At 72.0% G+C, this 22,610-nt stretch carries 17 protein-coding genes; 1 reads left to right on the top strand and 16 read right to left on the bottom strand.

What is annotated here, in order from left to right; genetic code table 11:
• Positions 1–282: 282 nt before the first annotated feature.
• A complete protein-coding gene (gene ileS, locus AB0O11_RS05060) occupies positions 283–3,414 on the top strand; it encodes an isoleucine--tRNA ligase (protein ID WP_363381772.1) in 3,132 nt (1,043 codons plus the stop codon).
• Positions 3,415–3,697: 283 nt separating this feature from the next.
• Here the strand turns inward: ileS and AB0O11_RS05055 are convergent, their stop codons facing one another.
• The 16 genes from AB0O11_RS05055 to rsmH form a co-directional block, all read right to left on the bottom strand.
• Positions 3,698–5,101: a DivIVA domain-containing protein gene (locus AB0O11_RS05055; protein ID WP_363381770.1), complete on the bottom strand. Its 1,404-nt coding sequence runs from the start codon at positions 5,099–5,101 to the stop codon at positions 3,698–3,700.
• Positions 5,102–5,160: 59 nt separating this feature from the next.
• A complete protein-coding gene (locus AB0O11_RS05050; protein ID WP_030060143.1) occupies positions 5,161–5,442 on the bottom strand; it encodes a YggT family protein in 282 nt (93 codons plus the stop codon).
• A 99-nt stretch (positions 5,443–5,541) separates the two neighbouring features.
• Complete coding sequence (gene sepF, locus AB0O11_RS05045; RefSeq protein ID WP_363381768.1) at positions 5,542–6,159, bottom strand: cell division protein SepF; 618 nt, start codon at positions 6,157–6,159, stop codon at positions 5,542–5,544.
• Between the two features lie 295 nt (positions 6,160–6,454).
• Entirely contained in the window at positions 6,455–7,243 is a 789-nt protein-coding gene (locus tag AB0O11_RS05040; RefSeq protein ID WP_363381766.1) for a YggS family pyridoxal phosphate-dependent enzyme, read from the bottom strand.
• Complete coding sequence (gene pgeF, locus AB0O11_RS05035) at positions 7,243–7,974, bottom strand: peptidoglycan editing factor PgeF (RefSeq protein ID WP_363381764.1); 732 nt, start codon at positions 7,972–7,974, stop codon at positions 7,243–7,245. Before pgeF ends, AB0O11_RS05040 begins: the two co-directional genes overlap by 1 nt.
• Positions 7,971–9,203 carry a cell division protein FtsZ gene (gene ftsZ / locus AB0O11_RS05030; protein WP_363381763.1) on the bottom strand — a complete coding sequence of 411 codons (1,233 nt, stop codon included), beginning with the start codon at positions 9,201–9,203 and terminating at the stop codon, positions 7,971–7,973. The genes pgeF and ftsZ overlap by 4 nt, the downstream gene beginning before the upstream one ends.
• A 364-nt stretch (positions 9,204–9,567) precedes the next feature.
• Positions 9,568–10,344, bottom strand: coding sequence for an FtsQ-type POTRA domain-containing protein (locus AB0O11_RS05025; protein ID WP_363381762.1), 777 nt, complete (start codon positions 10,342–10,344; stop codon positions 9,568–9,570).
• Positions 10,337–11,443: an undecaprenyldiphospho-muramoylpentapeptide beta-N-acetylglucosaminyltransferase gene (gene murG, locus AB0O11_RS05020; protein ID WP_363381761.1), complete on the bottom strand. Its 1,107-nt coding sequence runs from the start codon at positions 11,441–11,443 to the stop codon at positions 10,337–10,339. Before murG ends, AB0O11_RS05025 begins: the two co-directional genes overlap by 8 nt.
• A gap of 6 nt (positions 11,444–11,449) precedes the next feature.
• A complete protein-coding gene (gene ftsW, locus AB0O11_RS05015; protein ID WP_363381759.1) occupies positions 11,450–12,763 on the bottom strand; it encodes a putative lipid II flippase FtsW in 1,314 nt (437 codons plus the stop codon).
• 101 nt (positions 12,764–12,864) lie between these two features.
• Positions 12,865–14,313 (bottom strand): UDP-N-acetylmuramoyl-L-alanine--D-glutamate ligase, encoded by a 1,449-nt coding sequence (gene murD / locus AB0O11_RS05010; protein ID WP_363381758.1) that lies wholly within the window; start codon positions 14,311–14,313, stop codon positions 12,865–12,867.
• Entirely contained in the window at positions 14,310–15,371 is a 1,062-nt protein-coding gene (gene mraY, locus AB0O11_RS05005) for a phospho-N-acetylmuramoyl-pentapeptide-transferase (RefSeq protein ID WP_224281570.1), read from the bottom strand. Before mraY ends, murD begins: the two co-directional genes overlap by 4 nt.
• Positions 15,371–16,774, bottom strand: coding sequence for a UDP-N-acetylmuramoyl-tripeptide--D-alanyl-D-alanine ligase (gene murF, locus AB0O11_RS05000; RefSeq protein ID WP_363381757.1), 1,404 nt, complete (start codon positions 16,772–16,774; stop codon positions 15,371–15,373). The genes mraY and murF overlap by 1 nt, the downstream gene beginning before the upstream one ends.
• Positions 16,771–18,336: a UDP-N-acetylmuramoyl-L-alanyl-D-glutamate--2,6-diaminopimelate ligase gene (locus AB0O11_RS04995; RefSeq protein WP_363381756.1), complete on the bottom strand. Its 1,566-nt coding sequence runs from the start codon at positions 18,334–18,336 to the stop codon at positions 16,771–16,773. The genes murF and AB0O11_RS04995 overlap by 4 nt, the downstream gene beginning before the upstream one ends.
• Positions 18,337–18,429: 93 nt before the next feature.
• The gene (locus AB0O11_RS04990; RefSeq protein WP_363381754.1) at positions 18,430–20,628 is read right to left on the bottom strand and encodes a penicillin-binding transpeptidase domain-containing protein; all 2,199 of its coding nucleotides are present in this window, start codon (positions 20,626–20,628) and stop codon (positions 18,430–18,432) included.
• A complete protein-coding gene (locus AB0O11_RS04985) occupies positions 20,625–21,137 on the bottom strand; it encodes a hypothetical protein (protein ID WP_363381753.1) in 513 nt (170 codons plus the stop codon). The genes AB0O11_RS04990 and AB0O11_RS04985 overlap by 4 nt, the downstream gene beginning before the upstream one ends.
• A gap of 157 nt (positions 21,138–21,294) precedes the next feature.
• A complete protein-coding gene (gene rsmH / locus AB0O11_RS04980) occupies positions 21,295–22,269 on the bottom strand; it encodes a 16S rRNA (cytosine(1402)-N(4))-methyltransferase RsmH (protein WP_363381752.1) in 975 nt (324 codons plus the stop codon).
• Between the last annotated feature and the right edge of the window lie 341 nt (positions 22,270–22,610).

Raw genomic sequence — 22,610 nt, 5'->3', positions numbered from 1 at the left:
CTGCAAGGCGCAGATGGGACGAGTACCGACGTACGCAGCCACCAGCGACCCGGGGACGGTGCGAGCCCGGGGGTGTGCACGGCGGGAAGATCACCCCGGAGCCGCCGGAAGAACGGCCACCGCACACCGAGCGCGGGGGCCCACTAGACCCGGCAGCAAGCCCAAACAAGAGGGCCGCGAACGCAGCACCGCGGCCAAGGAGGGTGGTACCGCGGGGCGGCCGTGCCGTCTCGTCCCTCCGGAGGATCCAGTCCCAGCATCCACCGGAGGTAGACGCCCGCGATGGCCATGACCTACAACCCCGTCCCCGCGCAGGTGGATCTGCCTGCCCTGGAGCACCAGATCCTGTCCTTCTGGCAGGACAACAAGATCTTCCAGCGCAGCGTGGAGCAGTCCGAGGGCCGCCCCGAGTGGGTGTTCTACGAGGGCCCGCCCACCGCCAACGGCATGCCCGGCGCCCACCACATCGAGGCCCGCGTCTTCAAGGACGTCTTCCCGCGCTACCGGACCATGAAGGGCTACCACGTGGCCCGCAAGGCCGGCTGGGACTGCCACGGCCTGCCGGTCGAGCTCGCCGTCGAGAAGGAGCTGGGCTTCTCCGGCAAGCAGGACATCGAGGCGTACGGCATCGCCGAGTTCAACGCCAAGTGCCGCGAGTCGGTGACCCGCTACACCGACGCCTTCGTCGAGCTGACCACCCGCATGGGGTACTGGGTCGACCTCGACGAGGCCTACCGGACGATGGACCCGTCGTACGTCCAGTCCGTCTGGTGGTCGCTCAAGCAGATCTTCGACAAGGGCCTGCTGGTCCAGGACCACCGCGTCGCACCCTGGTGCCCGCGCTGCGGCACCGGCCTCTCGGACCACGAGCTGGCCCAGGGCTACGAGACCGTGGTCGACCCCTCGGTCTTCGTCCGCTTCCCGCTGACCAGCGGCCCGCTGGCCGGTCAGGCCGCCCTGCTGGTCTGGACCACCACCCCGTGGACCCTGGTCTCCAACACCGCCGCCGCCGTCCACCCGGAGGTCACCTACGTGGTGGCCACCGACGGCGACGAGAAGCTCGTCGTCGCCGAGCCGCTGGTCGCCAAGGCGCTCGGCGAGGGCTGGGAGACCACCGGCGAGTCCTTCACCGGCGCCGAGATGGAGCGCTGGGCCTACCGCCGCCCCTTCGACCTGGTCGAGATCGAGAACGCGCACTACGTCGTCACCGCCGACTACGTCACCACCGAGGACGGCACCGGCGTCGTCCACCAGTCCCCCGCCTTCGGCGCGGACGACCTCGCGACCTGCCGCAGGTACGGCCTGCCGGTGGTCAACCCGGTGCTCGGCGACGGCACCTTCGCCCCCGAGGTCCCGCTGGTCGGCGGCCAGTTCTTCAAGAAGGCCGACGAGGCCCTGGTCGCGGACCTCAAGGAGCGCGACCTGCTCTTCCGCCACCTGCCGTACGAGCACAGCTACCCGCACTGCTGGCGCTGCCACACCGCGCTGCTCTACTACGCGCAGCCGTCCTGGTACATCCGGACCACCGCCGTCAAGGACGCGATGATCCGCGAGAACGAGGCCACCAACTGGTTCCCGGAAACGGTCAAGCACGGCCGCTTCGGCGACTGGCTGAACAACAACATCGACTGGGCGCTCAGCCGCAACCGCTACTGGGGCACCCCGCTGCCGATCTGGCGCTGCGAGGAGGGCCACCTCACCTGCGTCGGCTCGCTGGCCGAGCTCACCGAGCTCACCGGCACCGACCAGAGCGGCCTCGACCCGCACCGCCCGTACATCGACGCGGTGACCTTCGCCTGCCGTGACTGCGGCGGCACCGCCACCCGCGTGCCCGAGGTCATCGACGCCTGGTACGACTCGGGCTCGATGCCCTTCGCCCAGTACGGCTACCCGTACCGGAACAAGGAGCTGTTCGAGAAGCGCTACCCGGCGCAGTTCATCTCCGAGGCGATCGACCAGACCCGCGGCTGGTTCTACACGCTGATGGCGGTCGGCACCCTGGTGTTCGGCAAGAACAGCTACGAGAACGTCGTCTGCCTGGGCCACATCCTGGCCGAGGACGGCCGCAAGATGTCCAAGCACCTGGGCAACATCCTCCAGCCGATCCCGCTGATGGACCAGCACGGCGCCGACGCCGTCCGCTGGTTCATGGCGGCCGGCGGCTCGCCCTGGTCGGCCCGCCGGGTCGGCCACGGCACCATCCAGGAGGTGGTCCGCAAGACCCTCCTCACCTACTGGAACACCGTCGCCTTCCAGGCCCTGTACGCCCGCACCTCGAACTGGGCGCCCTCGGCGAACGACCCGGCCCCGGCCGACCGTCCGCAGCTGGACCGCTGGGTGCTGTCCGAGCTGAACACCCTGGTCCGCGAGGTCGACGCGGCCTACGAGGCGTACGACACCCAGCGCGCCGGCAAGCTGCTCTCCGGCTTCGTCGACGACCTGTCCAACTGGTACGTCCGCCGCGGCCGCCGCCGCTTCTGGCAGGGCGACGCCGCCGCGCTCGCCACCCTGCACGAGGCGCTGGAGACGGTCACCCGCCTGATGGCCCCGCTCACCCCGTTCATCACCGAGCGGGTCTGGCAGGACCTGGTCGTCCCGGTCGCCCCGGACGCCCCGGCCTCGGTGCACCTGGCCACCTGGCCGGAGGCCGACGAGTCGCTGATCGACACCGAGCTCTCCCGGCACATGGCGCTGGTCCGCCGTCTGGTCGAGCTGGGCCGGGCCACCCGCGCCGAGTCCGGTGTGAAGACCCGTCAGCCGCTCTCCCGCGCGCTGGTCGCAGCCCAGGGCTGGGAGGAACTGCCCGCCGACCTGCGCGCGCAGATCGCCGAGGAGCTCAACGTCTCCACCCTGGAGTCGCTCACCGAGGTCGGCGGCTCGCTGGTCGACACCAGCGCCAAGGCCAACTTCCGCGCGCTGGGCAAGCGCTTCGGCAAGGGCGTCCAGGACGTCGCCAAGGCGGTCGCCGCCACCGACGCCGCCCGCCTGGCCGCCGAGCTGCGCGCCAACGGCGAGACCTCGGTCGAGCTCGGCGGTGAGACGGTCACCCTCTCTCCGGACGAGGTGATCATCACCGAGACCCCGCGCGAGGGCTGGGCCGTCGCCAACGAGTCCGGCGCCACCGTCGCCCTCGACCTGGCCATCACCCCGGAGCTCAAGCGCCTCGGCATCGCCCGCGACGCGATCCGCCAGATCCAGGAGGCCCGCAAGAACTCCGGTCTGGACGTCGCCGACCGCATCGTCCTGCGCTGGCGCGCCACCTCGGAGGAGACCGCCGAGGCCATCGCCGAGCACGGCCCCCTCGTCGCCGACGAGGTCCTCGCCACCGACTTCGCCGCCGGCGCAGCCGACTGGGACTCCGAGACCTTCACCGACGACTCCCTCGGCCTCGCCTTCCAGCTGCGCAAGGCCTGACGCCCCACCACGAAGCCGCCGTCACCCCCAGGGTCACGGCGGCTTCGCCGCACCTGCCCACGCCCCACACCCTCCCCAACTCCCGCACGCCCCCTCCCACTTCTCCACGCCCGCGCTCCGTCCAAGGACGTGCGCCCCTCCCCTCTCCGCGCGCCCCTGTCGCAGGACAAGAGAGTGCCCTCCGGTTCCCCGATCCGGCACAGCCTCCGAGCGCACAGAAGGGCGCCCCCTTCCCGACCCGCAGGTCGGAAAGGGGGCGCCCTCGAAAGGCCCTGCTACAACCTCAGTTGTCGCCGTCCTCGTCGATCAGGAAGCCCCGCATCGGTGCCGGAGCCTGCTGCATCGGCTGCGGCGGCTGCGGACGGACGGCCGCCATCGGCTGGGTCATGCCGGCCGGCTGCATCTGCGGAGCACCGCTGTTGCCACCGGTCGACTGCCCGCCGAAGCTCGGCGCCGAGGAGCCGCCGCCGAAGGAGCCGTTCCCGCCGAAGGACGGCGAGTTGCCCCCGAAGGACGGCTGGCTGCCGCCGAAGCTCGACGCGCCGGCACCGGCCGGAGCCATCGACGAGGCCGCCGGCGGCAGCGACGCGGTGGCGGGGATCCGCGGCGGGGCGAGCGAGTCGTCGGCCTGCGACTCCAGCTGGCGCAGCTGGGTCTCCAGGTACGACTTCAGACGCGTGCGGTACTCACGCTCGAACGCCCGCAGGTCCTCGACCTTGCGCTCCAGCGTGGCCCGCGCCGACTCCAGCGAGCCCATCGCGACGCGGTGCTTCTCCTGCGCGTCCCGCTCCAGCGCGTCGGCCTTCGCACGGGCGTCGCGCTCCAGGCCCTCGGCCCGGCTGCGCGCCTCGCCGACGATCTTGTTGGCCTCGGAGCGGGCCTCGGAGATCGCCTGGTCGGCGGTCTGCTGAGCGAGCGCGAGCACGCGGGCGGCGCTGTCGCCACCGGGGCCCTGCTGCTGCATCGGGGCGCCCATGGGGCCGCCCATCTGCTGCGGGCCGCCCATGGGGCCGCCCATCGGCTGCATCTGCTGCTGGCCCATGCCCTGGCCCATCGGGTTGCCCATCTGCTGCGGGCCACCGGGACCGCCCATGGGCTGGAGCATCTGGCCGCCCATCGGCTGGACCAGCTGCTGCTGGCCGCCCATGGTCTGGTTCATCTGCTGCTGCGGGCCGGCGGCAGCCGGAAGCTGCGGCGCGGAGCCGGCGGGCAGGCCGAGGGGCTGGTTGCCCATCTGCTGCTGGGGGCCGCCGGGGCCCATCTGCTGCGGACCACCGGGGCCCATCTGCTGCGGACCACCCGGACCCATCTGCTGCGGACCACCGGGGCCCATCTGCTGCGGACCGCCCGGACCCATCTGCTGCGGACCACCGGGGCCCATCTGCTGCGGGCCGCCCGGACCCTGCTGGCCGGGGACCGGCGGGCCGGATATGGCGGCGGGCACCGGGGCGCCGCCCTGGCGGGGCGCGTCCTGCTGCGGCTCCTTGCGCAGGTTGGCCTGGTTCTGCGCGGCGGCACGAGTCGCGGCGGCCAGCTTGGCGCGCAGGTCCTCGTTCTCCCGGAGGAGGCGGGTCAGCTCCGCCTCGACCTCGTCGAGGAAGGCATCGACCTCGTCCTCGTCATAGCCTTCACGCAGGCGGACGGTCGTGAACTGCTTGTTCCGAACGTCCTCGGGGGTCAATGGCATCTCTTCACCTCAACGTGATCGTCGGCACACCGGCATCCTGTCGCATCGCTCACCTACGACTAGGGGTGCACAAGCGAGATCAGGACATACACAATGATCATCAGTACGAAGAAGGACAGGTCGAGCGCCACGCCCCCGAAACGCAACGGCGGAATGAGCCGCCGAAGAAGCTTGAGCGGCGGATCCGTGACAGTGTACGTGGCCTCCAGGACCAGGACCATGGCCTTGCCGGGCCGCCACGAACGCGCGAACTGGAAGACCCAGTCCATGACCAGCCGCACGAGCAGGAACACCAGGAAGACGGTCAGGGCGTAGTAGAGCACCGCCCACACGATGTCCATCGCGTATCCCTCTCCCCGGTCCCGATCCCTCGGGCCTGCCGCTCGTCACCTGTCGCTAACCCACTGTTGATCAGATCCACACGTAAAGTCGTGGCCGGGTCAGCTCTGGTTGAAGAACCCACCCTCGGCGATCCGAGCCTTGTCCTCCGCCGTGACATCGACGTTAGCAGGCGACAGCAGGAACACCTTCTGTGTCACGCGCTCGATACTGCCGTGCAGACCGAAGACGAGTCCAGCGGCGAAGTCTACGAGCCGCTTCGCGTCGGTGTCGTCCATCTCGGTCAGATTCATGATCACGGGAGTCCCGCCGCGGAACTGTTCCCCGATGGTACGGGCCTCGTTGTAGGTTCGGGGGTGCAGCGTGGTGATGCGGTAGGGCTCTCGTTCGTTGACGACCTTGGGCATGATCACCGGTGCGCTCTTCTCCAGGTTGTGGCGGCGTTCGGGTGTGATGGACGACACGGGGGCCATCCTCGGAGTCTCCTGCCGGATCGGCACCGCCGCGGGCACCGGCTGCGGGGTGATCGAGGAGACCGGGGCGGGCGCGGCGGCCGCGGGAGCCGAGGCCGGCCGGGGGATGTCCTCGGTCCGCTGGCCCGTCCGGATCGGTTCGGGGTCCGCGTCGTAGTCGTCATCGGGGTCGTACCCCTGGCCGTCGTACGTCTCGTCCTCCACGAGGCCGAGGTAGACCGCCATCTTGCGCATTGCGCCGGCCATGCTCCTGTCTCCTCCGCTCATAGCCACCTCGCTGACGCTCGGTGGCAGCTTCGCGAAACGCGCACCTTCTGATGGTCGCTCGCTCGCTCGCTCCGTGCGGACCGGCTCCGGCCCGGGCCGTACGGCCCCGCCTGCGGATTCCGCGGTCCCTCCACGACGGCGCGTCAGCCCGACGGCCGGTCAGATTCATGGAGTGGGGGCCGCGGAGCTGCGATCCACGGTTCGCTAGCGCTCCGAAGAGCTGCTAGATTCTGTCCTATTTTGTCCTGCTGTCTGATCTACTTACCCGGTGACGTTACCTGAGGGGTGACCTCACTCCGAGTACCGCCGTTCCGACGCGCACATGTGTCGCCCCGGCGGCAATCGCCTGCTCAAGGTCACCGCTCATCCCTGCGGAGACCATGGTGGCAGCCGGATGGTCCGCCCGTACGGCGGTTGCGATTTCCGCCAGCCGATCGAAGGCGCGGGCCGGGTCCCCGGCCAGCGGGCCGGCCAGCGGAGCGACGGTCATCACACCGTCCAGACGCAGCCCGGGCGTGTCGGCGATCGCGTCGGCCAGTTGCGCGACGTCCTCCGGCGCGACCCCCGCCCGGTGCTCACCCTCCCCGTGCTCCTTGTCCAGTGCCACCTGCACCAGGCAGCCCAGCTCCGGGCGTTCCGCCTTGAGCACCGCCGCGGAGAGCGACCCGACCAGCCGCAGCCGGTCCACCGAGTGCACGTGGTTCGCGTACCGGACGACCGAGCGGACCTTGTTGGTCTGCAGCTGGCCGACGAAGTGCCAGGCAAGAGGAAGGTTTCTGCACTGCTCCGCCTTGGGAGCGGCGTCCTGGTCGCGGTTCTCCGCGACGTCCGTCACACCGAGTCCGGCCAGCAGCGCGGTGTCCTCGGCGGGGTAGGTCTTGGTGACGACGACCAGGGTGACCTCGTCCCGTGCGCGCCCGGCGGCCGCGCACGCGTCCGCGATCCGGCGCTCGACCACGTCGAGGTTGGTGCCGAGTTCCTCGTAGCGGGCCCGCTGGCCCTCCGTCAGCGCCGAGACGAACTCGGTGCTTCCCGGGAACGGTCCGTAGATGTCGTTCGTCATCAGTGATCAGAGCCCAACCAGACGTAGCTCGCGAGCCGGCCGGTGCGCTTCTCGCGGCGATAGGAGTAGTGATCGGCGGATTCGAGGGTGCAGACCGGTGACCGCACCAGCTCCTTGACCCCGGCCACGGCCAGCTGGGCCGCGACCCCTTCCGGCACGTCCAGGGCCGGAGTCCCCCAGGAGGTCTCGGCGAAGGCCTCCGGCACCACCGCGGCGACCTCGGCCCGCAGTTCAGCCGGCACCTCGTAGCAGCGGCCGCAGACCGCGGGCCCCGTGGCGGCGGTGATCCGCCCGGGCTCCGCGCCCAGTTCGACCATCGCCCGGACGACCGCGGGCACCACCCCGGCCGCCAGCCCGGGCCGGCCCGCATGGGCCGCGCCCACCACGCCCGCCACCGGATCGGCCAGCAGCACCGGGGTGCAGTCGGCGGTCAGCACCGCCAGCGCGAGCGGCCGGTCGGTGACCACCGCGTCCACCGTCGGGGCCTCCCCGAGCGGCTGGCGCTCGGTCACCACGGCGACCTCGGCGCCGTGCACCTGGTTCATCCACACCACGTCGGCCGGGTCGAGCCCCAGCTGCCGGGCGGCCAGCGCCCGGTTCTCCCGCACGGCCCCCGGGTCGTCCCCCACCGCGCCGCCGAGGTTGAGCTCCCCGTACGGCGAAGTGCTCACCCCGCCCCACCGGGAGGTGAAGGCGAAGTGAGCACCCGCGCGGATCGCGTGATCGATCACTTAAGGAAGTCCGGAACGTCGAGTTCCTCGGCCGGGCTCTCCACGAACGGCTGCCGGGCCGGCTGCACCTGCGGCGGCACCGGGGCGGAGGCGGTCGTGCTCGCCGGGGTCTCGGCGGTCCGGCTCGGCGCGGCGGTCGAGGACTCGCCCTCCGAGCGGGAGGTCACCGAGCCGATGCTCCCGTACGGCCGGCCGGCCGGGCGCTCCGGGGCGGCCGGCGGGGTGGCCGGGCGCTCCGGGGTGGTGGACTTGACCACCGGGTCGCGGACGATCGCCGGCGGCTGCCCGCCGTCGAAGCCGGCCGCGATGACGGTGACCCGGACCTCGTCGCCGAGCGCGTCGTCGATGACCGCACCGAAGATGATGTTCGCCTCGGGGTGCGCCGCCTCGCTGACCAGCTGGGCCGACTCGTTGATCTCGAACAGGCCGAGGTCGGAGCCGCCCGAGATGGACAGCAGCACGCCGCGGGCGCCGTCGATCGAGGCCTCCAGCAGCGGCGAGGAGATCGCCATCACGGCGGCGGCCTTGGCGCGGTCCTCGCCGCGGGCCGAGCCGATGCCCATGAGCGCCGAGCCGGCGTCCGACATGACGGACTTGACGTCGGCGAAGTCGAGGTTGATCAGACCCGGGGTGGTGATCAGGTCGGTGATGCCCTGGACACCGGAGAGCAGGACCTGGTCGGCCGAGCGGAACGCGTCGAGCACGCTGACCTGGCGGTCCGAGATGGACAGCAGCCGGTCGTTGGGGATCACGATGAGGGTGTCGACCTCTTCGCGCAGGGCGGCGATGCCGTCCTCGGCCTGGTTGGCCCGGCGCCGGCCCTCGAAGGTGAACGGGCGGGTGACCACGCCGATGGTCAGGGCGCCCAGCGAGCGCGCGATGTTGGCGACGACGGGCGCGCCGCCCGTGCCCGTGCCACCGCCCTCGCCGGCGGTCACGAAGACCATGTCGGCCCCCTTGAGGACCTCCTCGATCTCCTCGCGGTGGTCCTCGGCGGCCTTGCGGCCGACCTCGGGGTTGGCGCCGGCGCCGAGGCCCCGGGTGAGTTCACGGCCCACATCGAGCTTGACGTCGGCGTCGCTCATCAGGAGGGCCTGCGCATCGGTGTTGATCGCGATGAACTCGACGCCCTTGAGACCGACCTCGATCATCCGGTTGATGGCGTTGACACCACCGCCGCCGATTCCGACGACCTTGATGACTGCGAGGTAGTTCTGCGGTGCTGCCACGTCGAAGGCCTCTCGCCTCGAATTTCCGGGTCGGCCCGACCCGGAGCGGGGCCGTACCGACGGATGTCGATGGGGAGGGAGCCTGGTTTCTGACTGAATGTCCGAAATGCCGACCGCCGACCCCAACCCTAAACTTGACCTTTAGGGTTAGTTCTGTGCCTCCGTCACATCACCAGGAAACACAGTCTGGTGACACAGGACACTAGGTGGCTCCAGGCACGTGTTTCAACGAACACGCCGAGCTTCCCTTTTTCTTTTGAGCCTATGTGATCATCGGCCGGCATAGGAAACCGGGGGTGACCACCAAGAGTCGGGCCGACACTCCGAGGCGTCAACCCCTCCCTCAGGCAGAGAACCTACCGGATCATCCCGACACCGCCGGCGCCTCCGGCGCCGTCACGTCGAAGTTCGTGCCCTTCTGGTTCATCAGCGCGACCAGTACCCGGGCCTTCCGGTCGATCTGCTCCGGGCTCCCCCAGCGCACCGTCACACCCCCGCTGAGCTGCAACTCGACGTCGTCGTACGAGTGCACCAGCACCGAGCCGGCCCGCTTGGCGACCTCCGGCGGCAGCCCGGCGGCCACCGCCACCGCGCCCTGGACCAACTGCGGACGGGAGATCACCCCGTCCACGTCGTTCGCCTGCTGACTGAGGCGCAGCTCCACCACCGGAACACCGTCCGGAGGGGCCGGCTCGGTGGCGAAGCTCACGCCCCCGGCATCCACCTGGGTGAACTGGCCGTCCTCCCCCTTGACGGCGGCCACCGCCTTGCGCTGGACGACCTTCACCCGCAGGGTGTGCGGCCAGCCCCGCCACACCTCGGCCTTGGCCACCCGGGGGATCGCCTCCACCCGGTGCCGGGCGTCGTCCAGGTCCACGCGCGCCAGCGGGCCGTCACCGAGCCTGCCGACCGCCTCACGGATCTGGTCCGCCGTCAGCTTGTCGTCGCTCGTCCCCTGGACGGCGACGCTGCGCACGTCCAGGACCGAGGAGAAGAACACCAGCCAGGCCAGCACGCCGAGCACCGTGGCGCCGAGCGCGCCCAGCACCACGATGCCCCGCCGGGAGAGCCGGAGGCGGGGAGCGGACTCCTCCACCTCCAGCTCCTCCTCCAGCGGGTCGGCGAGCCGGCCGTCAGCCACGGCGGCGACCGCCGCGGTGGGCCTGGATCGCCTCGTAGACCATGCCGACCAGCAGGTCGTCGGCGTCCCGGCGGCCGAACTCGGCGGCCGCCCTGCTCATGTCCCAGAGCCGCTGCGGGTCGGTCAGCACCGGCAGCACGTTCTGGAGCACCCACTCCGGGGTCAGCTCGGCGTCGTCCACCAGCAGACCGCCGCCGGCCTTGACCATGGGCTGGGCGTTCAGCCGCTGCTCGCCGTTGCCGATCGGCAGCGGGACGAAGGCGGCGGGCAGGCCGACGGCCGCCAGCTCGGCCACCGTCATGGCGCCGGCCCGGCAGAGCATCATGTCGGCGGCCGCGTAGGCGAGGTCCATCCGGTCCAGGTACGGCACCGGGCGGTACGGCGGCATCCCGGGGACGTCCGCCACCTGCGGCAGCTCGTTCTTCGGGCCGACCGCGTGCAGGATCTGCACGCCGTACTGCTGGAGCCGCGGGGCGATCGCGGTGATCGTCTCGTTGAGCCGGCGCGCGCCCTGGGAGCCGCCGGAGACCAGCAGGGTGGGCAGCCGCTGGTCGAGGCCGAAGTAGTGGCGGGCCTCCGGGCGGGCCGCGTTGCGGTCCAGGGTGGCGATGGTCCGGCGCAGCGGGATGCCGATGTACCGGGAGTCCCGCAGCTTGCTGTCCGGCGTGGAGACCGCCACGAAGTCGCTGTAGCGGGCACCGATCTTGTTGGCCAGGCCCGGGCGGGCGTTCGCCTCGTGCACCACGATCGGCACCCCGGCGCGCTTGGCGGCCAGGTAGGCGGGCATCGCGACGTAGCCGCCGAAGCCGACCACGGCGTCCGCGTTGACCCGCTCGATGATCTCCTGGGCGGCCCGGACGGTGCCGCGCAGCCGGCCGGGGACGGTGATCAGCTCCGGGGTGGGCTTGCGGGGCAGCGGGACGGCCGGGATGAGCTCCAGCTGGTAGCCGCGCTCGGGTACCAGCCGGGTCTCCAGTCCGCGCTCGGTGCCCAGGGCGGTGATCCCGACGGACGGGTCGTGCCTGCGGAGGGCATCCGCGAGGGCCATGGCCGGCTCGATGTGACCGGCGGTCCCCCCGCCGGCGAGTACGACATGCACCGAAATTCACCGCTCCCTGCGTGCCGGCCCCGGGGCCGGGCGCGCTGTGGTTCGTCGTCGTGGCAGCACCCGGGCCAGTTGTCTCCTGATCCGGGAGTTCTTGCTCCGGGCGGCCAGGGCCGCCTTCGCGCCCGAGGAGCTGCGCGCCAGGCACAGCAGCACTCCGATCGCGGACATGGCCGACAGCATGGCGGAACCGCCGTAGGAGAACAGCGGGAGCGGGACACCCGCGATGGGCAGCAGTCCCAGCGCCGACCCCAGGTTGATCACAGCCTGCGCCATGATCCAGGTGGTGGCGGCTCCCGCGGCGTACCTGACGAAGGGATCCTTCGTACCGATGGCCACACGGATACCCGCGTAGCCTAGTGCCGCGAAGAGACCGAGGACCGACAGCGTCCCCACCAGACCGAGTTCCTCACCGGTCGCGGCGAAGATGAAGTCGGTGTGCGCCTCGGGCAGCTGGCCCCATTTCTCCACGCCGGCGCCCAGGCCGGTGCCGAAGCCGCCGCCGTTGGCGAACGCGAAGACGCCGTGCAGGGCCTGGAAGCAGCTGCCCTCCGGATCGATCTTGGTGACGCCGATGCAGCTCAGCCGCTCCGCCCGGTGCGGGACGGTGACCACCAGGGCGGTGCAGACCACCGCCGCGACCCCGAGGGTGGCCACGAACAGCCGCAGCGGAGCGCCGACCATCCAGAGCAGCGCGAACACCATGGCCACCAGGATCATCGAGGTGCCCATGTCGCCGCCGAACATGATCAGCGCGAGCAGCAGCAGGGCCCCCGGCACCAGCGGCACCAGCAGGTGCTTCCACGAGTTGAGGGTACCGGCCTTCTGCTTGCGGGCGAGCAGGTCGGCGCCCCAGAGCACCAGCGCGAGCTTGGCGAACTCCGAGGGCTGGAACTGGAAGAAGCCGAAATCCAGCCAGTTCTGGTTGCCGTTGATCCGCACCCCGATGCCGGGGATGGCGACCAGCGTGAGGGCGCAGATCACCCCGATCATCACCGGGTAGACGATCACCCGCAGCACCGCCAGCGGGACGGAGGCGAAGCCGATCAGCAGGACCAGGCCGAGGATGGCCGCGATCAGCTGCTTGAGGAAGTAGTACTGCGCCGCGTGGTGCTGGTTCAGGGCCAGGATCTGCGAGGCCGAGAAGACCATCATCAGGCCGAGCACGACCAGCAGCAGGGTGCTGCCGAGGACCAGCAGGTACGGGGTGAGCGGCCGGTCCAGCCAGTACCGGACCCGGGCCCGGAAGGCCTGGACCCGGGCCAGCGGACCGGCCGACTTGTACTTGGTCGTGGTGGCGGAGATCACTCTCATCGGCTCGGCGGCATCCCGCTTCACAACGCCGGAACCCGCTCTGCCCTGCCCCGCCACCGCTCCCCGCTCACTTGTCCCGTCCGACGCCCTCGCCGGCCCGTCTACTCGCCCGCCAGCTCCCGGACGGCCGCCGCGAAGAGGTCGCCGCGCTCGCCGTAGTTGGTGAACATGTCCATCGAGGCGCAGGCCGGTGCCAGCAGCACCGTGTCACCCGATCGGGCGAGCGATGCGGCCGTTCGAACGACCTCGGTCATCGCCACCGCGCCAGTCTGGCCCTCGGCCGCCTCGATCACCGGCACATCCGGAGCGTGTCGCTCCAGCGCCTCCCGGATCACCGCCCGGTCCTGGCCGATCAGCACCACCGCGCGCAGCCGCTCGGCCGCGCCCTGCACCAGGTCGTCGAAGGTCGCGCCCTTGGCCAGGCCCCCGGCGATCCAGACGATCGGCCGGTAGGCGGACAGCGAGGCGGCCGCCGCGTGGGTGTTGGTGGCCTTGGAGTCGTCGATGTACGTGACCTCGCCGACCACGCCGACCTCGGCGATCCGGTGGGCGTCCGGCCGGAAGGCCCGCAGGCCCTCCCGGACGGCCTTCGGCTCGACCCCGTACGCCCGGGCCAGCGCCGCCGCGGCGAGCGCGTTGGCGATGTTGTGCGGGGCCGGCGGGTTGACGTCCTCGACGGCGCCCAGCTCGGCCGCGTTCTTGGCCCGGTCCTCGACGAAGGCGCGGTCCACCAGCAGCCCGTCCACCACGCCGAAGTTCGACGGGCCGGGCGCGCCGAGGCCGAAGCCGATCGCCCGGCAGCCCTCCTCGACGTCGGCCTCGCGGACCAGCGCCTCGGTGGCCGGGTCGGCCAGGTTGTACACGCAGGCGACCACGTTGCCCTCGTAGATCCGGCCCTTGTCGGCGGCGTACGCCTCCATCGAGCCGTGCCAGTCGAGGTGGTCGGGCGCCAGGTTGAGCACCGCCGCCGAGTGCGGGCGCAGCGAGGGCGCCCAGTGCAGCTGGTAGCTGGACAGCTCGACGGCGAGCACGTCGTACGGCTCCTCGGCGAGCACCGCGTCCAGCACCGAGACCCCGACGTTGCCGACCGCGGCGGTGCGCTTGCCGGCGGCGGTGAGGATCGAGGCGAGCATCTGGACGGTGGTGGTCTTGCCGTTGGTGCCCGTGACGGCCAGCCAGGGGGCGGGCTCGCCGGTGCCGGGCAGCGGCTTGCGCAGCCGCCAGGCCAGCTCGACGTCGCCCCAGACCGGCACCCCGGCCGCCTCGGCGGCGGCGAACAGCGGGCTGTCCGGCGCCCAGCCGGGCGAGGTGACGATCAGCTCGGTGCCCTCGGGCAGGCTCGCGCCGTCGCCGAGCCGCACGGTGACGCCCAGCGCCTCCAGCTCGGCGGCCCGGGCGGCCAGGCCGGGCCCGCTGCCGCCGTCCACCACGGTCACCCGGGCGCCGAGGCCGTGCAGGACGCGCGCGGCGCTGATGCCCGAGACGCCGAGCCCGGCGACGGCGACCGGCAGGCCGCCGAAATCGGGGTTGGCCTGGTCGGGGTTGGTCATCCGGTCACCCATCCCGCGTAGAACAGGCCGAGGCCGACGGCGACGCACAGGCCCTGGATGATCCAGAACCGGACCACGATCAGGACCTCGGTCCAGCCCTTGAGTTCGAAGTGGTGCTGCAACGGCGCCATCTTGAAGACGCGCTTGCCGGTCATCCGGAAGGAGCCGACCTGGATGATCACCGAGAGGGTGATGATCACGTAGAGGCCGCCGAGCAGGGCGAGCAGCAGCTCGGTGCGGGAGCAGATCGCCAGACCGGCCAGGGCGCCGCCGAGGGCGAGCGAGCCGGTGTCACCCATGAAGATCTTGGCGGGCGAGGTGTTCCACCACAGGAAGCCGAAGCAGGAGCCCATCAGGGCGGAGGCCACGACGGCGAGGTCCAGCGGATCGCGGATGTCGTAGCAGTTGGCGGTCGCGGTGATGGCGTAGGCGCAGCTCTGGGTGTGCTCCCAGATGCCGATGAAGGTGTAGGCGCCGAAGACCATCACCGAGGCGCCGGTGGCGAGGCCGTCCAGACCGTCCGTCAGGTTCACGCCGTTCGACATCGCGGCGATCATGAAGTACGCGAAGATGACGAACAGGACGGGGCCGATCGCCCACTTGAAGTCCCGGACGAAGGACAGGCTCTGGGACGCCGGGTTGAGCCCGCGGTCGTCCGGGAACTGCATCGCCAGGACGGCGAACCCGAGGCCGACGATCGACTGGCCGGCCAGCTTCGCCTTGGCCCGCAGGCCCAGCGAACGGCGCTTGACCACCTTGATGTAGTCGTCCAGGAAGCCGACCAGGCCGAGGCCCGCGGTCAGGAAGAGCACCAGCAGCCCGGAGGCGGTCGGGCTCTCGCCCGTTATCGCCTTCGTCGCGAAGTACGCGATCAGGGTCGCCAGGATGAAGGCGATGCCGCCCATGGTGGGCGTGCCCTTCTTGCTGTGGTGCGCCTTGGGGCCGTCGTCGCGGATGTACTGGCCGTAGCCGTGCTTCGCGAGCAGCTTGATCAGGGCCGGGGTGCCGAGCAGCGACAGGACGAGGCCGATCATCCCGGAGAAAAGGATCTGCTTCATTATTCGGCCACACCGTCCGCCAGGAGGGCCTCGGCCACCTTCTCCAGCCCCACCGAACGGGAAGCCTTCACCAGGACCACATCCCCCGGCCGCAGCTGACTGCGCAGCAGCTCGACCGCCGCGTCCGCGTCGGACACCAGCACCGACTCCTCACCCCACGAACCTTCGTTCCTCGCGCCGAGTTCCATGCAGGCCGCCTCGCGTCCGCCGACCGCCACCAGCTTGGTGACGTCCAGTCGGACGGCGAGCCGCCCGATGGCGTCGTGCTCGGCCAGGCTCTCCTCGCCGAGCTCCCGCATCTCGCCGAGCACCGCCCAGGTGCGGCGGCGCTCCGGGCCCCGGCCCCCGATCGAGACCAGCGCCCGCAGCGCGGCCCGCATCGAGTCGGGGTTCGCGTTGTAGGCGTCGTTCACGACGGTGACACCATCGGCCCGGTCGACGACCTCCATGCGCCAGCGGGACAGCGCACCCGCTTCGCCCAGGGCTGCCGCGGTGTCGTCGACGGACATCCCGAGCTCCACCGCCACCGCGGCGGCGGCGAGGGCGTTCGAGACGTGGTGCTCACCGTACAGGCGCAGCTGCACGGGCGCGGAACCGGCCGGGGTGGTGAGCGTGAACGATGGCCGCCCGGTGGCGTCCAGGCGAACGTCCGTGGCCCGTACGTGGGCGTCCGGTGATTCCCCGAACAGGACCACCTTCGCCTTGGTGCGGGAGGCCATCGCGCGCACCAGCCGGTCGTCCGCGTTGAGGATCGCGGCGCCGTCGGCGGGCAGCGACTCGACCAGCTCGCCCTTGGCCTCGGCGATCGCCTCCTGGGAGCCGAACTCGCCGACGTGGGCGGTGCCGACGTTGAGGACCAGGCCGATCCGGGGCGGGGTGATCGAGGTGAGGTACTCGATGTCGCCCTTGTGCCGGGCGCCCATCTCCATGACCAGGTGCCGGGTGCCGGCCTCGACCCGCAGCGCGGTCATCGGGTGGCCGATCTCGTTGTTGAGCGAGCCGGGCGGGTAGACGGTCTCGCCGTGGCGCTGGAGCAGCTGGGCGATCAGGTCCTTGGTGCTGGTCTTGCCGGCCGAGCCGGTCAGCGCGACCACGGCGGTGCCCTCGGCGCGGGCGACCACGGCGCGGGCCAGCCGGCCGAGCGCCTCCACCACGCTGTCGACCAGGACGGCGGGCACGCCGACCGGGCGGGAGGCCAGCACCGCGACGGCACCGTCCTCGACCGCCTTGGCCGCGTAGTCGTGGCCGTCCGCGTGCTCGCCGACGAAGGCCGCGAACAGGCCGCCGGAGCTCACCTTCCGCGAGTCGACCTCGACCGGGCCGGTGACCAGGGCGTCCGGGTCGGCGCCGTCCAGCGTGCCTCCGACGGCGGCGGCCACCTCGGCGAGGGTCAGTGCGATCACTGCTGCTCTACTCCTCGGTCGCCCCGTGCGGCCGGGGTCTGCGTGATGGATTCGCGCAGCACCTCCCGGTCGTCGAAGGGGCGGATCTCGTCTCGTACGTACTGGCCGAGCTCGTGGCCCTTGCCGGCCACCAGCACGGTGTCCCCCGCCTGGGCGCGGGCGACGGCGGTCCTGATCGCCTCGGCCCGGTCGGGGACGACCAGGACGGCCCCGCGCTCGGCCTCGGGCACCGCGGCGGCGCCGGTCAGCATGGTGGCGAGGATCGCCAGCGGGTCCTCGCTGCGCGGGTTGTCGCTGGTCAGCAGGGCGGTGTCGGCGAGGCGGGCGGCGATGGCGCCCATCGGGCCGCGCTTGTGCGGGTCGCGGTCTCCGCCGCAGCCGACCACGACGTGCAGCCGGCCCTCGGTGACCTCGCGCAGCGAGGCGAGGACGGCCTTGAGGGCGTCCGGCTTGTGCGCGTAGTCGACGACGGCGACGAACGGCTGTCCGGCGTCCACCCGCTCCAGCCGGCCCGGCACGCCGGGGACGGCGGCCACGCCGGCCACGGCCCGCTCCAGCGGCAGCCCGGCGGCGACCAGCGTGGTGATCGCGGCGAGCGCGTTGGCGACGTTGAACGGACCGGGCAGCGGGACGGAGGCCTCGGCCTCGGCGCCGTCCGGGCCCAGCACCCGGAAGGTCGAGCCGACCGGCCCGAGCCGGACGTCCACGGCCCGCCAGTCGGCCTCGGCGGCGCCGGCGGCGGAGAAGGTCGTCACCGGGATCTTGGCCTCGGCGGCGAGCCGGCGGCCGTACTCGTCGTCCAGGTTGACCACGCCGTGGCGGGACTTGCCGGGCTGGAAGAGCCGGGCCTTCGCCTGGAAGTAGTCCTCCATGTCCGGGTGGAAGTCGAGGTGCTCGGGGGTCAGGTTGTTGAACAGCGCGACGTCGTACGCGACCCCGTCGGTGCGGCCGAAGACCAGGGCGTGGCTGGAGACCTCCATGGTCACCGCGTCGGCGCCGCGCTCGGCCATCACACCGAGGATCGCGTGCAGGTCGGTGGCCTCGGGGGTGGTGCGCTCGCTCTTGATCCGCTCCTCGCCGACCCGCATCTCGACGGTGCCGATCACGCCCGGGCTGCGCCCGGCGCCGCGCAGGCCGCCCTCGACCAGGTACGAGGTGGTGGTCTTGCCGTTGGTGCCGGTCAGCCCGATCATCAGCATCCGCTGGGAGGGGCGGCCGTAGACGATCGCGGCGAGCTCGCCCATGACGGCCCGCGGCCGGTCGACGACCAGCAGCGGCAGGCCGGTGGGGGCCGCCAGCTCGGCACCGGCCGGGTCGGTGAGCACCGCCACCGCGCCGCACTCCGCGGCCTTGGCGGCGAAGGCCGCGCCGTGGTGGTTGGCGCCCGGGAAGGCCACGTACACGTCGCCCGGGCGGACCGCGCGGGAGTCGTGGGTGACGCCGCTGACGGCGCCGCCCTCGACGGGCGCCAGGCCCAGTGCGGCGGCCAGCTCGGCGAGTGGCAGGGCGGTGGTCCCGGTCGGGCGGGGCGGACTCACGGTGGTTTGATCGGGTTTCGGCACGGCGGGAAGGCTATCCGCCGAAGGGTGTCCAGGGCCAAACCGGCCCTCCGCCGCGCCGTGCTCCGGCCCGGCCGGTTCGTTGCTCATGCGTGCTCACGGCTTCCACTCGACGGGCAGGTTGGGCGCCGGGCTGCCGCTCGGCGGGACCTGCATGGTCTTCAGGGTGAACTCCATCACCTGCTTGAACACCGGGCCGCACAGCTGGCCGCCGAAGTGGCCGTTGACCGGGCCCTGGAGAGTGCAGGAGACGGTGTAGCGGGGGGCGTCGGCGGGGGCGAAGCCGATGAAGGAGGCGGTGTAGCCGTCGTAGCCGACGCCGTTGGCTGCGCCCCGGTTGGCGGTGCCGGTCTTGCCCGCGACCCGGTAGCCGGGGATGGCGGCCCTGCCGCCGGTGCCCTGCTCGTCGTCGACGACCGACTCCAGCATCGAGGTGAGGGTCTTGGCCGTCTCCGGGCTGACCACCCGGGTCTGCTCCCCCGGCGTGCTCGGCGTGTACTTGCCGTTCGGGTCGGTGACGCCCTGGACGATGCTGGGCGCGACCCGCACCCCGCCGTTGGCGATGGTCGAGTAGACCGAGGTGGTCTGGAGCGCGTTCATCTGCATCGGGCCCTGGCCGAAGGAGATGTTGTACTTCTCCGAGGCGACCAGGTCCTCCGGCTTCTTGAGCTTTCCGGCGGTCTCCCCGGGGAAGCCCAGGCCGGTCGGCTGGGCCACGCCGAACTTGCGCATGTAGCCGTCCAGGACCTGGTTGGCCTTCAGCTGGTCGCCGTCGCCGAGCGTCTCGACGGCCTCGATGGTGCCGATGTTGGAGGACTTGGCGAGCACCCCGGCCAGGGTCAGGTACCAGGTGTTGTGCTCGATGTCGTCCTTGAACTGCTGCCCGGCCCGGACCAGCGGGTACGGCACGGTGACCTTGGTGTCCCAGGTGGCCTTGCCGGTGTCCAGCACCGCGGCCAGGCTCATCAGCTTGGCGGTGCTGCCCGGCTCGTACGCGTCCGCCAGGGCCGGGTTGCCCAGCTGGGCCTGCTTGGACAGGCTCAGGTCGTTCGGGTTGAAGCCGGGTGCGGTGGCCATCGCGAGGACCTGGCCGGTCTTCACGTCCTGGACCACCACGTAGCCCTTCTCCGCGCCGGAGTTGGCCACCTGGTCGGTGATCGCCCGCTGGGCGGCCCACTGGATGTCCCGGTTGATGGTCAGCTTCACGTCGCTGCCCGGCACGGCCGGCTCCATCGAGCCCCCGGCGGTGGGCACCAGCCGCCCGCCCGACTGGGCGTAACTGCTGTGGCCGTCCTTGCCGGCCAGCAGCTTCTGGTACTGGAGCTCCAGGCCGCCGGCGCCCTCGCCCTCGGCGTTGACGAAGCCGACCAGGTTGGCGGCCAGCCCGCCCGCCGGGTAGATCCGCTTCTGGGTCTCCCGGTTGAACACCCCGGCCAGTGGATTGGCGCACTCGTTGTCCACCCGGGTGCGCCCGCCCTGGTCGGCGGGCTTGCCGAGCAGCTTCTTCTGGGCCTGGCAGGCCCGCGAGCCGGCCTGCTTCTCCAGGCCCGACTTGAGGTCGCTGATCTGCTTCTTGGCGGCCGGGGTCTGCTGGGCCGCGAGCCGCTTGTAGCGGCTCTTGGGGGTGTGCAGGTCGGCGGCGATCTTCTCCTTGGGCACGCCGAGGATCGGCGACAGCAGCGCGGCCGCCTGCTCCGGCGCGTCCGGGATGCCGGTCGCCTCCGGGGTGAACATCGCCGGGTCGGCGGTGATGTCGTACGCGTCCACGGTGGCCGCCAGTGCGACCCCGTCGGAGGACGTTATCGAGCCGCGTTCGGCGGTGATCGGGATGTTCAGGTAGCGGTTGGTGTTGGCGTCGGCGGCCAGTGCGTCGGCGTCCACCAGCTGGAGCTGTACCAGGCGGCCCGCGAAGACGGAGAACACCAGCGACAGCACCACGGTGATCACCCGCAGCCGCCGCTTCGGCTCGGCCAGCTTGAGCGCCTTGGGGCGCAGCGGCGGACGGCTCTTCGGGCGCACCGCCGCCTGGCTGCGAGCCGGCGGGCGCCCCTCGGGGCTGCGCTGCTGCGGTGTCCGCGGGGTACGGCCGGCGGAGGCCGACTTGGCGGGCTGGGCCTTGGCCGACTGGCTGCGGGCGGGCTGCCCCTTGGTGGGCTGGCCCTTCGCGGGCTGGGGCTTCGCGGGCTGACTGCGGCCGGAGGCGGACTGCGCGCGCGGCGCGCTGCCCCGGGGCACCGGACGGCGGCCGTTGCCGCCACCGGAAGCGCCGGACCCGCCGGAGCGTGGCGTGCTCATCGGCCCGCACCCCCGCTCGGCTTCGCGGCCGCGGTGGGCGGGACCGGGTTGAGCTGGATCACCGAGTCACCGGCGGACGCCGCCGGGGTCGGCACCGGCGGCGGGGCGGCCGGCGACGGGGCACCGCCCTGCTGCGGCGCGGCCGGCGACGGCCCGGCAGCGGGCTGAGCCGCGCTGGGCTGGGCCTTGGTCGGCCACGGTTCGACCGTGGAGCGCTTGACCGGCGGGCTGTCCTGGGCCGGGCCCGGGGTGCCGATCACCTTGCCGCCGTTCGGGACGTCCAGGAAGGCCATCCCGCCGGCCGGGACCATGCCCAGCTCGGCGGCGCGCCTGGCCAGCGCGTCCGGGGCCGAGCTCTGGTCGATCTCGTGCTGGAGGCTCTGCTGCTCGTCGGTCGCCACGGTGGTCTGCTTCTGCAGTCGGGAGAGCTCGAAGGAGCCCTCGTTGAGCGCGGTGTTCAGGGCGAGCAGGCCGAGCAGCCCGGCCGCCAGCAACACCACGATGAGCACCGCGAACGGTGTGCGCCCCCGTACCGGACGCTTGCCCGGCCGGACCGTGATCCGCGCCCTGCCCTGCCCGGGGAGTCCTCCCCGCCCCGCCCGGACCTCACCGGCCACCGGCCCCACTGCTTCCCTCCGCCCTTCGGACCCCGCCGGGGCCGGTTCGTCAGCCCCGCTTGCTTCGGTCCCTGATCCTCTCCGCCACCCGCAGCCGTACGGGCGCGGCGCGCCGGTTCTCCTCGATCTCCTCCTCGGTGGCCAGCTCGGCACCGCGAGTGATCAGTTTGAGCCAGGGCTGGTGCTCCTCCGGGATGAACGGCAGGCCCGGCGGGGCGGTGCTGGTCGCGCCGGCGGCGAAGTACTGCTTCACCAGCCGGTCTTCCAGCGACTGGTAGGACATCACCACGATCCGGCCGCCGACCGCGAGGACGTCCAGCGCCCCGGGGATCGCCCGGTCCAGGACCTCCAGCTCGCCGTTGACCTCGATCCGCAGTGCCTGGAACGTCCGCTTGGCCGGGTTCCCGCCGGTCCGACGGGTCGCCGCCGGGATGGCGTTGCGCACCAACTCGACCAGACGCGCGCTGTTGGTGAACGGTTCCTTCTCCCGCTCCCGCAGGATCACCGAGGCGATCTTCCCGGCGAACCGCTCCTCGCCGTACACCTTGAGGATCCGGGCCAGGTCGCCGTGGCTGTAGGTGTTCAGCACCTCCGCCGCGCTGATCCCCCGGGTCTGGTCCATCCGCATGTCCAGCGGCGCGTCCTGGGCGTAGGCGAAGCCGCGGTCGGCCTCGTCCAGCTGCATCGAGGAGACGCCGAGGTCGAACAGGACGCCGTCCACCTTCTCGATGCCCAGGCGCTCCAGCACCTCGGGGATCTCGTCGTAGACGGCGTGCACCAGGGTGGCCCGGTCGCCGAACGGGGCCAGCCGCTCGCCGGAGAGCTTCAGCGCCTGCGGGTCGCGGTCCACCGCGACCAGCCGCACCTCCGGGAACTGCGTCAGCAGCGCCTCGCTGTGCCCGCCGAGACCGAGGGTGGCGTCCACCACGACGGCACCGGGGCGCGAGATCGCAGGGGCCAGCGCGTCCATGCACCGCTGGAGCATCACCGGAACGTGCTTGGGGCCCGGTTCGTTGGTGGTCATGCGCGGTGGCGCCCTTCCTCGGTGCGGAGCAGCCCGACGTCCGGGAGCTGCGACCATTCTCGCCCACCGCGCCCCGGCACGACGAAGCGGCCCGTGGTCCCCGCCCGCTCAAGGGGAAGGTCGTGACCGCCCGGCGCCGGGGAAGGTGCGCCAGGTGGGCACGGAGCGGGTGGAGGCCACGGACCGCGTCGACCGGGCCGCACCGGCCGGGAAGGCCCCGTTGACGGGCCCCGGCGGGTGTGCTCCACTGCGCCGCAAACTCTATCGCGCGGGCCCTGCCAGTCAATGGTCCGCTCCGGCGCACCACCCGGGCGGCGGTACGGATCACCGCAGGTCGCGGC

Origin of the sequence: Kitasatospora sp. NPDC093102, from assembly GCF_040683915.1 — a bacterium.
Classification (GTDB): Bacteria; Actinomycetota; Actinomycetes; order Streptomycetales; family Streptomycetaceae; genus Kitasatospora.
This window is presented reverse-complemented; position numbering and strand designations above follow the sequence as displayed.

Bases quoted from the DNA above. Each gene is read 5' to 3' on its own strand.
- murD (WP_363381758.1), bottom strand. From the start codon at position 14,313: ATGACCAACCCCGACCAGGCCAACCCCGATTTCGGCGGCCTGCCGGTC.
- AB0O11_RS05055 (WP_363381770.1), bottom strand. From the start codon at position 5,101: ATGCCATTGACCCCCGAGGACGTTCGGAACAAGCAGTTCACGACCGTC.
- sepF (WP_363381768.1), bottom strand. From the start codon at position 6,159: ATGGCCGGCGCAATGCGCAAGATGGCGGTCTACCTCGGCCTCGTGGAG.
- AB0O11_RS05050 (WP_030060143.1), bottom strand. From the start codon at position 5,442: ATGGACATCGTGTGGGCGGTGCTCTACTACGCCCTGACCGTCTTCCTG.
- ftsW (WP_363381759.1), bottom strand. From the start codon at position 12,763: ATGAGAGTGATCTCCGCCACCACGACCAAGTACAAGTCGGCCGGTCCG.
- mraY (WP_224281570.1), bottom strand. From the start codon at position 15,371: ATGAAGCAGATCCTTTTCTCCGGGATGATCGGCCTCGTCCTGTCGCTG.
- ileS (WP_363381772.1), top strand. From the start codon at position 283: ATGGCCATGACCTACAACCCCGTCCCCGCGCAGGTGGATCTGCCTGCC.
- rsmH (WP_363381752.1), bottom strand. From the start codon at position 22,269: ATGACCACCAACGAACCGGGCCCCAAGCACGTTCCGGTGATGCTCCAG.
- AB0O11_RS04990 (WP_363381754.1), bottom strand. From the start codon at position 20,628: ATGAGCACGCCACGCTCCGGCGGGTCCGGCGCTTCCGGTGGCGGCAAC.
- AB0O11_RS05040 (WP_363381766.1), bottom strand. From the start codon at position 7,243: ATGACGAACGACATCTACGGACCGTTCCCGGGAAGCACCGAGTTCGTC.